Origin of the sequence: Microbacterium sp. B35-04 (assembly GCF_010634885.1) — a bacterium.
GTDB lineage: Bacteria > Actinomycetota > Actinomycetes > Actinomycetales > Microbacteriaceae > Microbacterium.
The window spans coordinates 1-14168 of sequence record NZ_MWLP01000027.1; the positions used below are offsets into that span (position 1 = coordinate 1).

10 protein-coding genes are annotated in these 14168 nt (G+C 70.1%); 6 read left to right on the forward strand and 4 right to left on the reverse strand.

Features of this window, described 5'->3' with window-relative positions; genetic code table 11:
- Together B1729_RS07370 and B1729_RS07375 are read left to right on the forward strand one after the other, a co-directional pair.
- Positions 1-2163 (forward strand): copper-translocating P-type ATPase (locus tag B1729_RS07370; protein WP_163631673.1); only part of this gene is annotated, 2163 nt, incomplete at its 5' end.
- 74 nt (positions 2164-2237) lie between these two features.
- A complete protein-coding gene (locus B1729_RS07375; RefSeq protein ID WP_239525921.1) occupies positions 2238-2582 on the forward strand; it encodes a metal-sensitive transcriptional regulator in 345 nt (114 codons plus the stop codon).
- A gap of 217 nt (positions 2583-2799) precedes the next feature.
- On the opposite strand, the gene rarD is transcribed toward B1729_RS07375, so the two are convergent.
- Entirely contained in the window at positions 2800-3813 is a 1014-nt protein-coding gene (rarD, locus tag B1729_RS07380; protein ID WP_163631676.1) for an EamA family transporter RarD, read from the reverse strand.
- A gap of 203 nt (positions 3814-4016) precedes the next feature.
- The gene (groES, locus tag B1729_RS07385; protein ID WP_163618107.1) at positions 4017-4313 is read right to left on the reverse strand and encodes a co-chaperone GroES; all 297 of its coding nucleotides are present in this window, start codon (positions 4311-4313) and stop codon (positions 4017-4019) included.
- Positions 4314-4591: 278 nt separating this feature from the next.
- Here groES and B1729_RS07390 point away from each other — a divergent pair, with 278 nt between their 5' ends.
- The 4 genes from B1729_RS07390 (at position 4592) to B1729_RS07405 (ending at position 10714) form a co-directional block, all read left to right on the forward strand.
- Positions 4592-6478, forward strand: a complete 1887-nt coding sequence (locus B1729_RS07390; protein WP_163631679.1) for an Hsp70 family protein — start codon at positions 4592-4594, stop codon at positions 6476-6478.
- Positions 6479-6502: 24 nt separating this feature from the next.
- On the forward strand, positions 6503-9052 hold the full coding sequence (locus B1729_RS07395) for a helix-turn-helix transcriptional regulator (protein ID WP_163631682.1): 2550 nt from the start codon (positions 6503-6505) through the stop codon (positions 9050-9052).
- Positions 9053-9176: 124 nt separating this feature from the next.
- Complete coding sequence (locus tag B1729_RS07400) at positions 9177-9923, forward strand: IniB N-terminal domain-containing protein (protein WP_163618110.1); 747 nt, start codon at positions 9177-9179, stop codon at positions 9921-9923.
- 284 nt (positions 9924-10207) lie between these two features.
- On the forward strand, positions 10208-10714 hold the full coding sequence (locus B1729_RS07405) for a hypothetical protein (RefSeq protein WP_163631685.1): 507 nt from the start codon (positions 10208-10210) through the stop codon (positions 10712-10714).
- Here B1729_RS07405 and B1729_RS07410 read toward each other — a convergent pair.
- The gene (locus B1729_RS07410; RefSeq protein WP_163631688.1) at positions 10610-12166 is read right to left on the reverse strand and encodes a dynamin family protein; all 1557 of its coding nucleotides are present in this window, start codon (positions 12164-12166) and stop codon (positions 10610-10612) included. The two genes, B1729_RS07405 and B1729_RS07410, sit on opposite strands and share 105 nt — an antisense overlap.
- Positions 12163-14058, reverse strand: a complete 1896-nt coding sequence (locus B1729_RS07415) for a dynamin family protein (RefSeq protein WP_239525923.1) — start codon at positions 14056-14058, stop codon at positions 12163-12165. The genes B1729_RS07410 and B1729_RS07415 overlap by 4 nt, the downstream gene beginning before the upstream one ends.
- Positions 14059-14168 lie beyond the last annotated feature (110 nt).

The window sequence follows — 14168 nt, forward strand, 5'->3', positions numbered from 1 at the left end:
CCGCCCCCCCCCCCCGCCCCGCCGGCCGTCGAGCCGGTCTCGGGTGATGCGGCCGACCCGGAGCTCACGAGCCTGCGTCAGCGCCTGATCGGGTCGATCGTGCTGTCGACGCCGGTGATCCTGCTGGCGATGATCCCGGCGCTGCAGTTCACCTACTGGCAGTGGGCGTCGCTGGCGCTCGCGGCGCCGGTCGTGGTGTGGGGCGCCTGGCCGTTCCACCGGGCGGCGTGGGTCAATCTGCGCCACGGCGCCGCCACGATGGACACGCTGATCTCGCTGGGCGTCTCGGCCGCGTTCCTCTGGTCGCTCTACGCGCTCTTCCTCGGCCACGCCGGCATGCCCGGCATGACGCACGCCTTCGAGTGGTCGGTGACCCCGAGCGATGGCGCCGGCGACATCTATCTCGAGGTCGCCGCCGGTGTGACGACCTTCGTCCTGGCCGGAAGGTACTTCGAGCAGCGCTCCAAGCGCCGGGCGGGCGCCGCCCTGCGCGCGCTGCTCGAGATCGGTGCGAAGGACGTGGCGGTGCTGCGTTCTTCCGGCGACGAGGTGCGGGTGCCGATCGCCGACCTGCGCGCCGGCGATGAGTTCGTCGTGCGCCCGGGCGAGAAGATCGCGACCGACGGGATCGTGGCCTCGGGCACGTCGGCTGTCGACGCCTCGATGGTCACGGGTGAATCCGTGCCGGTCGAGGTCGCACCCGGCGACTCCGTGGTCGGCGCCACGGTCAACGTGGGCGGGCGCCTGGTGGTGCGCGCGACGCGCGTGGGCGACGACACCCAGCTCGCGCAGATGGCGCGACTCGTGGAGGACGCGCAGTCGGGCAAGGCGAAGGTGCAGCGCCTGGCCGATCGCATCTCCGGCGTCTTCGTGCCGATCGTTCTGCTGATCGCGCTCGGCACACTCGCGGGCTGGCTGCTCACGGGTGCCTCCGCGTCGATGGCGTTCACCGCCGCGGTCGCGGTGCTGATCATCGCCTGCCCGTGTGCGCTCGGCCTCGCCACCCCGACCGCGCTGCTCGTCGGCACCGGCCGCGGGGCTCAGCTCGGCATCCTGATCAAGGGTCCTGAGGTGCTCGAATCCACACGCACCGTCGACACCGTCGTGCTCGACAAGACCGGCACCGTCACGATGGGGCGCATGTCGCTGATCGACGTCGTGGTCGCCGGTGCGGCCTCCGCGAACGCGGGAACGGATGCCGCATCCACTCCAGCCGCGGCCGGCTCGGCGTCTGCCGGAGCACGGGCCGAGCTGCTGCGTCTGGCGGGCGCCGTCGAGCACGCCTCGGAGCACCCGATCGCACAGGCGATCGCGCGGGGCGCCGTGGCCGAGGTCGGCGCCCTCCCCGCCGTCGAGTCGTTCCAGAACGTGCCGGGCAAGGGCGTGTCGGGCATCGTCGACGGGCACGCCGTGCTCGTCGGACGCGAGTCGCTGCTGGCCGACTGGACGCTGACCCTGCCCGCGGAGCTCGCCGCCGCGAAGGCGTCGGCCGAAGCGCTCGGGCGCACGGCGGTGCTGGCCGCGTGGGACGGCGAGGTGCGGGGACTCTTCGTGGTCGCGGATCAGCTGAAGCCCACGAGCGCCGAGGCGGTCGCGCAGCTGCGGGCCCTCGGGCTCACGCCGGTGCTGCTCACCGGTGACAACGCGGCCGCGGCGCGCGCGATCGCCGACGAGGTCGGCATCGAGCGCGTGATCGCCGAGGTGCTGCCGCGCGACAAGGTCGCGGTCATCACGCAGCTGCAGGCGGAGGGGCGCGTCGTCGCGATGGTCGGCGACGGCGTGAACGACGCCGCCGCGCTCGCCCAGGCCGACCTCGGTCTCGCGATGGGAACCGGGACGGATGCCGCGATCGAGGCATCCGACATCACGCTGGTGCGGGGCGATCTGCGCAGCGCGGCCGACGCGATCCGCCTGTCACGCGCCACTCTCCGCACGATCAAGGTCAACCTGTTCTGGGCCTTCGCCTACAACGTCGCGGCCATCCCCCTCGCCGCGCTCGGCCTGCTGAACCCTATGATCGCGGGAGCGGCGATGGCGTTCTCGAGCGTGTTCGTGGTGGGCAACAGCCTGCGGCTGCGGAGGTTCCGGAGCCTGTCCGGCGGTACCGGCGGCCGCGCATCGCGGAAGGAACCGGTGCCCTCCGCGCTGGTCGGAGCCTCGTAGCGGACGGCGCTGATGGCTCCACGTTTCCACCCTTATACATAATGAACATTGTTCACAATGAAGGACAGACAGACATGACGATCGACACTCACGGCGACGCGATCCTCGACCACGCCTCCGCGCCCGGCGCCGACGCCGCACACCACGGCTACATCACGGACAAGGACAAGTACCTCAACCGCCTCAAGCGCATCGAGGGGCAGGCCCGCGGCATCCACAAGATGGTCGAAGACGAGAAGTACTGCATCGACATCCTCACGCAGATCAGTGCCCTGACCTCCGCGCTCGAGGCCGTCGCCGTGGGGCTCCTCGACGACCACCTGCGCCACTGCGTGGTGGATGCTGCACGCCTGGGCGGCGCCGAGGCCGACGCGAAGATCACCGAAGCCACGCAGGCCATCGCCCGCCTCGTGCGCTGAAGCCGCGAGACCGGGGCACGATCACCGAAACCGGGGGTTGCGGCCGAGACCGAGGACGTCAGCCCCCGGTCTCAACGCGGATCCGCGGTTTCACCGCATCCAACGGGGGCGCGTCACGTCACCGGAGTCACCGCGGCGCCGCCGGCGGACGCCGGCGTGAGCGCCCAGCGCGCGCCGGGCGCCGGAATCACCGCAGGCAGCGCGGCAAACGCCGGCGTCAGCGCGCGGCGCGCGTGCGCCGGGCGTACAGCACCGAGTCCACCGTGAGCACGACGAGCGCCACCCACACCAGCCCGAAGCCGATCCAGCGCTCGACGGGCATGGGCTCGTGAAGCACCCACACGCCGATGATGAACTGCAGCACCGGCGCGACGAACTGCAGCAGGCCGATCGTCGTCAGCGACACGCGTCGCGCGCCGGCGGCGAAGAGCAGCAGCGGAATCGCGGTGACGATGCCCGCGAGGCCCAGCAGCACCGCATGCTCCCAGCCGTTCGCACCCATCGTGAGGCCCTGCGTGACGCCCACGACCACCAGGACGACCGTCGCGATCGGGGTGAGCCACAGCGTCTCGAGCGTGAGACCGCTCACCGCGTCGACCGACGGACCGACCTTCTTCTTCACCAGGCCGTAGACGCCGAAGGATGCCGCGAGCGTGAGTGCGATCCACGGGAAGGCCCCGTAGCCGATGACGATGACGAGCACGGCGACAGCCGCGATGCCGATCGCGACCCACTGCGTCGTGCGAAGGCGCTCGTGCAGCACCAGCACCGCGAGCAGCACCGTCGCGATGGGATTGATGAAGTAGCCCAGGCTGGTCTCGATCACCTGGTCGCTCAACGCGCCGTAGATGAAGACCTGCCAGTTCACGTAGATCAGCAGGCCGGCGATCACGGTGAGCCCCAGCAGGCGCGGCTGCCGGAAGATCACCGCCAGCCGGGGCCACGTGCGCGTCACCGTGAGCAGAAGGGCGCAGAATCCGAGCGACAGCACGATGCGCCATGCCACGAGCTCCCACGGCCCGGTCGGCACGAGCAGCAGGAAGTACAGCGGCATGAAGCCCCAGAGCAGGTATGCGCTGAAGGCGTACACGCCGCCGATTCTCCGCTCCCGCGAGGAGTGGAGCTCCGATCCGGATGCCGCGGGCAGAGCGATCCCGCCGGTCGCAGCGGCGGCTTGCGCGAGTTCGTCGATGCCGCCTTCGCCAGGTTTCGAGGACGGTTCGGGAGTCACCGCACAAGCCTACGTCCGAGCAGGTCCGGCCAGCCGCGGAGGGTGGACCGCTCCGACCAGCCTCGAGGGTCACGACATGCCGCAACGTCGCCCAGGAACCCGCCGTTCGTGACACCTGAACCATGCGCGCTCCCACGCCGGGCATGACGAGAGGGCCGGATGCCGAAGCATCCGACCCTCTCGGTACGCGCTGTGCGCGGAACTCAGCGAACGACGACCGCGAGCACGTCGCGAGCCGACAGGACGAGGAACTCGTCGCCACCGAACTTCACCTCGGTGCCGCCGTACTTGCTGTAGATCACGCGGTCGCCGACGGCGACGTCGAGCGGGATGCGGTTGCCGTTGTCGTCGATGCGACCCGGACCCACCGCGAAGACCTCGCCCTCCTGGGGCTTCTCCTTGGCAGTGTCGGGGATGACCAGACCGCTGGAAGTGGTCTGCTCGGCCTCGACCTGCTTGATGACGATGCGGTCCTCGAGCGGCTTGATGGAAACCGACACGGTCTACCTCTTCTTTCTTGAGACTAAGACTCGTTAGCACTCTGACGTTGAGAGTGCTGATGACAGTCTAGGCAACCGTCTGGCACTCATGCAACGTGAGTGCCAATTGCGGCGTCACACCCGGCGCCTCGTACACACCTGCCCGAAACACAACCGACACATGCCCTTGAGGCTTTGTCCGGCCGCGGCGTATCATCGCAGCAGCGACTCATCTCTGGGGAGAGAGGATCGCTGCGAGTTCGGGGGAGCTCGCACACAACGTGGGGGCATGCTTCATCATGGCTGAGCGGTATTTCCTGGCTGTGGATCTCGGGACCAGCAGGCTGGGAGCAGCGACAGCGCGCGTCGCTTCGGACGGCAGCATCACGGCTGCCGCGTTTCCACTCGGGCGTCGCGGCGACAGCGTCGCGACGGTGGTCTTCGTCGCCGAGGACGGCGAACTCCTCTTCGGGGATGCTGCGGAACGCCGCGGCGTCGGCGCGCCCGAGCGACTGATCCGCGAGTTCAAGCGGAGCATCGGCGACGAGGTGCCGCTGGTCGTCGGCGACCAGTCGATCCCGGCCGAAGAGCTGTACGCGCGGACGGTGGCGGGGGTCATCGACGCGGTGACCGAACGCGAGGGCGGCGCGCCGGCAGGTGTCATCATCACGCACCCTGCGATGTGGGGTCCGCACCGTGTCGGAACGATCAGCTCGGCGTTCGCAGCGATCGGCATCCGCGATGTGGAGTTCATCACCGAGCCCGAAGCCGCGGCGCGGCACTACGAGGCGTCGCGTGTGCTCGAGCCGGGAGAGACGATCGCCGTCTACGACCTGGGCGGCGGCACGTTCGACTGCGTGCTGCTGCGGAAGACCGAGACCTCGTTCGAGCTCGTGGGAGAGCCGATGGGGCTCGACAATCTCGGCGGGGCCGACTTCGACGACGCCGTGGTGCGCCACGTGCTGCGCTCCGCCGAGGTCTCCCCCGAGGCGCTGGACGACTCCTCCGCCGACGCGCGGATCGCGCTGTCGCAGCTTCGCCGCGAATGCGTCGACGCCAAGGAGGCACTGTCGTTCGACTCCGATGTCGTCATCCCGGTTCTGCTGCAGGCCGGCCGCTCGAGCGTGCGACTGACGCGCGCCGAGTTCGAGGACATGATCGATCCCTACGTCGCGCAGACGGTCGACGTGCTCGAGGATGCCCTGGAAGCGGCCGACGTCGAGCCCGAGCAGCTCGAGTCGGTGCTGCTCATCGGCGGATCCTCGCGGATCCCGCTGGTCACGCAGCGGATCTCCGAGCGCCTGGACCGGCCGACCGCGATCGACGCGGACCCGAAGGCGTCCATCGCGCTCGGCGCGGCCCACACGGCTCTCGTCCGCGCGATGGATCGCGAGATCGCCGCTCCGGGAGAGCTCGTCGTCTATGAAGGCGCCTCGGCCGGCGGGCTGGAGCTCGCCCTCCCGGCCGGCGCTGCGCTCGCGGCACCGGTCGCGCCCGTCGCGGCATCGTCGGCGCACGGCGCGCGCCACTACATCGCCATCTCGGCGGCGGCGGCCCTCGTCGCCGCGGCGATCATCTTCGGCAGCACCATGACGCTCGGCAACGGGAGCGGCACTTTCCTTTCACTGTCGGGCTGGGACCCGGCCGCCCCCGCACCCGCCAAGGCTGAGGCCGACCCCGCCGCTCAGGTGGAGCCCGCCGGTGAAGCGAACCCACCCGAGACCGCGACGGCTCCCGAGCCGGACAAGAGGGCAGGCGGCACGGTGAATCCGAAGGCCGGGAAGCCGAAGTCGCAGAACGACCCTCCGGTCTCGAAGGCGGGGCCGGACCGGACCACCACGACCACGACGACGGCCGCGACGAAGGAAGGCACGTCCACGCAGCCGGCCGCCGGATCGTCGGGCACCGCTCCCACGTCGACCGGCGGCGAGACGCCGGGCCAGACGACACAGCCGCAACCCGAGCCGACCACCCAGCCGGAACCCGAGCCGGCGACGCAGCCGGAGCCGGAACCGGAGCCGACCACCCAGCCGGAGCCCGAACCGGAGCCGGAGCCGGAGCCGGAGCCCGAGCCCGAGCCCGAACCCGAGCCCACGACTCCACCGGCCGACCCCGAGCCGGAGCCGGCCCCCGCTGATCTGCAGCCGGCGCCCGAGACCTCACCCGCGCCCGAGATCGTCCCCTGACGCCGGGTTCGCCTGGGGAATCTCATGTCAACGCCGACAGCCGCACTGGCTACGTTCTTCGACGCCGCCGACTTCACAGGATCTCGCCATGCGCATCCCCTCATCGACGCTCTCGCCACACGCGAAACGCCGCCTCGCATGCTCATCTCGGGCAACGCCGGATCGGGCAAGTCGACGATCCTGCGCGGGGCCCAGCGATTCCTCACCCGCAACCGTGTGCCGCTGCACCTGCTCGGGCCCGACACCGACGTGACGGGCGTTCCCGCCGCCAGCGTGCTGCTCGTCGACGATCTGCATCTGCTGCCGCCGGCGCAGATCGAGGGCCTCATCGTGCGGGCCGCGGATCCGGACACCGCGCTCGTCGTGACGAGCAGGCCGTGGCCGAGCTCGCACGAGCTGGCGAGCATCGCGCGACACCTGGAGCGCAGCCGCCCCGCGGTCGTCCTCGGACACGTGACGCGCTCGGACGTCCTGGACTACCTCGCGGGAACGGGTCGCGACATCCCGGCGCCGTGCCTGGATCACATCCTCGAGATCACCGGCGGCGTCTCATGGCTCGTGTCGGCGGCACTGTCGGCACACGACGAGAGGGACTGCGCCGACGACATCGACCACTCAGCGCTCGGTCGTGTGCTCGAGCAGAGCGTCGCCCACCGCCTCGGGGTGGTCGACACGGACGTGAGACGAGCGGTCGAAGCGGTCAGCGTGGCGGCGGCGGAGGAGAATCCGCTCGACCCCGAGCTGCGCGGCGACTCGGAGGGGATCCTCGTCCAGGCGTACGCCGACGGCCTGCTCCTGCGCAATGGCCGACCGGTGCCCGTCGTGCGCACCGCCGTCCGCGCGACCCTTCCCACGCGCCGGCTCGTCGAACTGCTGACGGCCCATCCCGGGGGTGTCGACCCGGCTGCCCAGCACGGAACCGACTGGCTGTCGGACGTGTCCGACCCTCGGCTGGGGGCGGCGCTCGTCGAACGCGGGGACCAGTTGATCGACGCGGATCCGGCGCGCGCCGGCAGCTTCTACCGCGCCGCCGCCGAGGCGGGGACATCGTCCGCCGACCTGCATGCGAAGCGGGCGCAGGTGGCCTGGGCGACCGGAGACGTCGACGGCGCCGCGCATCACATCGATGAGGCCATGGCGTCCGGCGAGCGCGACGCCGCGGTGGACACCCGGCTCGCCGATGTCGCCGCGGCGACCTGGTCGATGCGGGGGATGCTGCAGACCGGGTGCACCGTCTACGACGTGCTGCCTCCCGCGTCGGCCGAGGCGTCCGCTCGCGAGTACATCGCCCGGATCGGCGTCGGGGATCCTCGCGCGCAGGATGACGAGGGCAAGACGGCAACGGCCGCGCTCGCGGCGCCCTCGACCCTCACCGTTGCGATGAAGCTCGTCCATCGAGGTCTGCGTGCATCGCTGCGGGCAGACCGGGCCGACACCGCGCTCGCCGACCTCGTTCGCGGGTCTCATCTGTACACCGCGTCCCGGTCCTCGGCACCCATGCCGGAGCTTCCCGCCGTGATCGCCGCGGTCGCCGCGATCAGCTCCGGCGACCTCTCGACGGGGCGATCGGTCATCGACGCGGCCATCGAGGGTCACACGGGAACACCGTGGATGCTCTCGCGGCTGCTGCTGTGGCGCGCGTGGATCGCACTCGGTCTCGCCCAGGGCGGGAAGGCGCGCGAGGACCTCGACGCCGCGCTCACCCTCGCACCGACGCCGGTGCCGCGGGACGACCTGCTGGCGCAGGCCATCCGCGTCGGCCTCGCGCGACGGTACGAGGATGCCGCAGGCCTCGCCGAGGCATGGGAGTCCGGGCGCGACAGCCTGCTGGACGCGGACGTCGACCTCTACACTCTGCTGCCGGTCGCGGAACTCGTGACCGCCGGCTCGCGCCTCGGCGACGAGTCGGCGACGCAGCCGCTGTTCGCACAGGCCCTGCGCATCGTGGAGTCGCTGGGTTCGCCGCCGGTCTGGGCCGCGCACCTGCGGTGGGCCGGCATCCAGCGCGGGATCCTGCTGGACCACCCCGACTACCTCGGCCCGCACGCGCATGCGCTCGTCGACGCCGCGCCCGGCAGCCGCGTGGCGGCGACGATGGCCACCGCCGGACGCCTGTGGACGTCGGTGCTCGCCGGGACGGTGGACGCCGACGCCGTCGAAGCCTCGGCCCAGGGGCTCGGCGCCATCGGGCTGAGGTGGGACGCCGCACGCCTCGCGCGACACGGCGCCAACCGCTCGGACGACCGGAAGGTCTCCGCCCGCCTGCTCGCGTGCGCGCGCGAACTGCACCCGCAGGAGACCCGCGCGACCGATGCGTCGGCGGAGAGCTCCCCGGCATCCCGCGCGAGCGCAGCCGCCGGACTCAGTGAGCGCGAGACGGATGTCGCGCGCCTGGTCGTGCAGGGCAAGACGTACGCCGAGATCGGCGAGACGATCTTCATCTCACCACGCACGGCCGAGCATCACATCGCGAGCATCCGGCGCCGACTCGGAGCGACATCGCGCTCGGATCTGATCGCCAAGCTGCGTGTCGCGCTGAGCCCGACCGGCCTTTCCGCGGACGGGAACACCTGATGCCCTCGCCTGCCCGCGCAGATCCCCGTGCCGCCTCCCGTCGGCATCGGGGAAACCCCCGATTCACCGAACACACCAACCACCTACTCTCGAGAATGAGCCTCGAAGTGACAGGAGCCGAGACATGACAACACCGCTCGCAACAATCGCCGATGCACTGATCGAGTTCATCCTCAGTCTGCTCAATGACCCCGCGGCAGCCGCGGAGTTCGAGGAGGACCCGGAGGGCACCCTCGCCCGCAACGGGCTCAGTGACGCCTGCGTCGACGACGTCCGGGCCGTCGCGCCGGTGATCGTGGACCGTCCCGACGTGTATCCGAAGCCGGCGGGACAGCCGGCGGCCCCTCCCGGACCTCCGAAGCCGACGACCGTGGAGAAGGAGATCACGAACATCACCCAGTCCTTCTCGATCGACAACCGGGCGACGATCGTCGACCAGTCGGTCAACCAGAACATCTGGGCGGACGGCGACGTCAACCAGATCTTCGACCAGGAGGCTGTAGTCAACAGCGGCGACAACGGCGCCGCCGCCGGCGAAGACGCCACCGTGGACAACTCGAACGACACGACGACCGTCGGCGATGTCAGCATCGGCAACGAGGACACGACGACGAACATCGACGGCTCGTTCAACGACGGTTCGACCAACACCGAGACCGACATCGAGGTCGGCGTCGAAGACTCCGTCAACGACAACTCCACGGATGTGGCGGTCGACGTCGAGGTGGAGGAGTCGTTCAACGACACCACCACGACCGAGACGGCGACCGACGTCGACGTGTCGAACGAGGGCAACTACGAGTCCGAGGACGCGACGGCCATCTCCATCGACGAGACCTACATCGAGCCGGAGTCCGAGGAGGAGTTCTGAGGCCCGACGTGACCGATCCGGAAGACGACGACCGCTCGCGCGCCTTGGCACACCCAAGGCGCGCGAGCGCGCGCCCGAAGCCGCAGCCACCGAGCTTCGGAGATACGGCGCCGGCGACCGGCACGGCGATCGGTCGCGTGCCGGTGGCGAAGCTGCCCGCCTCCGAGGTGCTGGCCCCGCAGCCGAGCCCCTCACGCGACCGGACTCCGCCTCCACCTCCGCCGCGAGAGCGACGTGAAGCGCCTGAGCGTCCGCCGACGGCGAGCCCGAACGTCGCGCCCGTCTTGACGAAGCTTCCGCCGCCGTTCACGGTGCGCCTGAGTCAGCTCCTGTGGGTGCTGAGCCTTCTCACCGGTGGCGTCGCGGTCGTCTACCTGTTCGTGATCCGCGAAGACCTGGTACCGCTCATCACGGAGGTCGTGAAAGGCGTCGCGGAGGGGCGCAGCGAGGAGACCTACACGGCGGCCGCCGACATCCTCTACTGGTCCGTCTTCGCCGTGGCGGTCACCCTGCTGCTGATCCAGACCGTTCTGCTGGTGTCGTTCTCGAATCGCAAGCCGAATGCGCGGTGGTGGCAGCTCGCGACGGTGGTGGGACAGATCGGGCTCTTCCTGCTGTCGTCCGAGTTCTTCGCCACCGGTGAGCACGGCACCGTCCTTCGCCAGGTGCTGTTCGCACAGTGGTCGCTAGCCCTCCTCGCGCTCCTCTTCAGCTCGTTCCGCGGCGCTCTGCACTGGACCGCCCGCAAGTACGACGTCCGTCGAGCCGGTGGCGGCGAAGGTGACTTCTGACGCCACCTCTTCGAGACTCCGGATCACCTGACGGGCCACCTCGACCGTCGCCCGTTCCGCGATCGGAGACGCGCTGAGCTTTCGCCATCGCGCCAGCAGCTCCTCGACCTTCTCGCGCAGCTCTGACTGCGTCGCCGAATCGGGCAGCCCGAGGCGGGCCGATGCGGACGGGCCCTCACCTCCGATGATCCGCTCCGCCTCGGTGGCGTCGGACCGGCTCAACGGCAGATCGGACGACCGCGCGCGGGCCAGGAGCGACAGTTCGCGCAGCGAGTGCGCGGAGGCGTAGATCCGCTCCACTCCCCCGACGATCGTCTCGGTGCCGGGCCGCGGGCTGTCGCGCAGAAGCGTCTGGAGGGCGTCGAGCACACCCCGCACTTTGAGCGCTGCCGCTCGCGTACGGAACTGCAGCCGAATGAACTGCTGGAGTTCGTTGAGCCCGCTCTGCTGCACGAGCAGCTCCGACAGTTGTGTGGAGTCCGTGGCGCCGGCGCGGATGAGCGCGCTCGCGAGACGCACGCCGAAGATGCCGAAGCGGCTCAGGAGCTGACGGCGAACCTCCTCGCTCAGCGACATCGAATCGGAGGGTCGCACGAACCGATCGGCAGAGACCATGAGCGCCTCTCGTGCCTTGCGCTCGAGGGAGGCGAGCTCCTGGAAAGAGCTGAACTCGTCCTCGCGCATCGTCCGTGCGCTCTCGGCGAGGAGTCCGGCGACCGGGACCACACCGAGGGACAGCGCCGCGAGCTCGCCGTCCTTCTCGTAGCGCCGCGCGACCTTGCCGGCCGACAGCAGGGAGTCGATGCGGCCGGCGCCGATCTCGTCCGCACGGGACAGCACGGCCACGGCGTTGACCGTCTGTGAAGCCCCTGCCGCGGTGTCGCGGAAAGACTCCAGGAACTTGAGGTCGGACGCGTGCATATGGCGCATGAGGTACACGATCGCGTCGGCCGACGACGGCTCGGTCTCGGGAACGAGGAAGTCCGTGGAGCGGGCCGATACGTCCTTCGAGAGCGATGCAATGCCGGGCGTGTCGATGAGGATGAGATTGCGCAGCCCGGTCGACGGCCACCCCACATCGATCCAGGCCGTCTCGTCCGGCGAGATGTCGCCGAGCTCGAGGACGAGGCGGCCCTCTTCGCGACGGATCGGCATGCGCCGCGGCGGCCCGTCGTGGGGGTGGAGCGTGATGGTGGGCGTCGCCGAGTACCGATACCACGTGACCACCCGGGTGCACTCGCCGGCGTCGGTCGGCGCGAGCCGCTCGCCCAGCATCGCGTTCAGGAGTGTGGACTTCCCGGCCTTCACCATCCCCGCGATGGCCAGACGCAGCGGCTCCCGCAGCCGCCGATCCAGGTCGGACAGCACGTCCATGGCCGCGGGGTCATCGATATAGAGCTCCGAAGCGGCGCGGATCAGGGCGGCCGTATCGTCTTGGGTGGTGGTCCTCACCGCTTCGCCGCCTCCAGGGCCCGCGCCGGGGGCAGCGCGGGGATCCTGGCCCTGAGCGCCTCGAGCTGCTGCACCTGGGCGTTCAGCTCCTTCACCCGCTTCTCGCTCTCTCCGGCATAGGTGCCGGCCGCCTGCTTGGCGGCGAGCACCGCATCGGACAAGGAGCGGTGGATCTCATCGGCCATGCTGCCGAAGTGGTCGCGCGCCGCCCGCTGGACGAGGCGCAGGCGGTCCTTCAGCTGCTTGCCCACCTGGAACTGCACCTCATCGAGGTACTTGCGGACGAGCGACTTCGCCTCGAACCGCCGGCGGGACAGCCGCGAGCTCATGTCTTCGCGATACGCCCGGCGGCCGACGAGCACGCCGGCGAGGAGTGAGAGCGGGTTGATGAGGGTCAAGCCGATGAGGCCGGTCGCGAGGCCCACCATGAGCACGCCGCCATACGAGCCGCGGACGCCGATGAAGATCTTCTCGGCTGCGCCCATCTGACGATGGCCGAGGTCGGACAGACCCTCGACCGGGTCCAGCACGCCCTCGGTGTCGCCCACGTCGATGAGCGGGAGGCCGGCTTCACCTTCGCTGAACAGCTCGGCGACCTCCTCCGACAGCCACCGTGAGCGCTCGTCGGTCCACACGAACGTCTCCGAGACTGCCGCCGACACCCGCTGGTCGAGCCATTCGGTGATCTGGTCCCAGATGGGGCCGGGGTCGCCCTCGTCGATCGCATCCTCGGCCTCGCGCTGCACCTTGCGGAGTCGATCACGGAGGTCGTGCTCCATGTCGGAGATGAGGTCGGCGACGCCGTCGTTGAGGGTGATCTGCCACTTGGACGAGCGACCGCGGAAGTCGTCCGCGCGCGCCTTGGCATCTTCGAGCTGCGCGATGAGCCTCGGGGTGTCCTCCGGGTGGAGGATCGCCTCCAGCTCGGAGGTGAGCGACATCTTCAGCTGTTCGACCACCGACACCAGATCGTGCACGGCGCTGCGCGCATGGATGATCTCCGCGCGGCCGAGCACCTCCTGCCGGAGGTGCGCCACGAGCGCGGGGAATCCGGACTCGCTGTTGAGCTCGCGGTCCTGCTCCTCGGCCGCGATGAGGCGCAGATCGCTGGAGACCGCGAAGATCGGGACGTCCCCGATGTCGCCGAGATGCGCGCGATCGATGCGCTCGATGTCGCGCCACTGCGGGTACATGTCGGTCTTCGCGAGCACGGCGGCCACGTTGGGCGACACGCGCATGGCGTGCTTGAGGAACTGCACCTCGGGCTCGGTGTACTCCTGCGAGGCATCGGACACCAGCAGGACGGCATGCGCCGATGACAGCGCCGCCAGAGTGGCGAGGGCGTTCGTCGAGTCGAGGCCTCCGACACCGGGTGAATCCACCAGTCGGAGTCCGCCCTTGAGCAGTTCGCGAGGGAGCACGACCTCGGCGGCGACGACTCTGCGCTCGTTGGCGGGGTTGCCGCGCTCCGACACGAACTGTGCGATGTCTTCCAGCGCGATCTGCTGACGGACCGGCGCTTCGGACTCGTTCGCGGACTGCAGGGTCACCCATGCGTCGGGGGTTGCCGCATAGCCGACCGAGGTCGGCACGCTCGTGGCCACGTCATCGTCGACGGGGCACACCGGGGCGTTCACGAGGGCGTTGATGAGCTTGCTCTTGCCCTGCTTGAACTCGCCGACGACGATGACCCGCACGTTGGGGTCCTGCAGTCGTTCGTGGGTGTGCTCCAGCCGCCGCGCCAGGTCCGCGCGCCCCGTCGATGAGGCGAGCTGACCGACGTTGTCGACGATCGTGACGAGCGCCTTGCTCGTCGAACGCTCCACCGCGGACGGCACCGCCGGCTCGGCATCCTCCCGGCTCGGCTTGTTGACGACTACAGCTTCAGACACGTGTGTCCCCCTCGACGCATGTCCCCCGCATCACGCTACGGCATCCGAGCGGCCTCGGGGTTGCGGACCGGGCGATCGATCCGCATCGCAAACTGGTCTTGCCCGGCCGC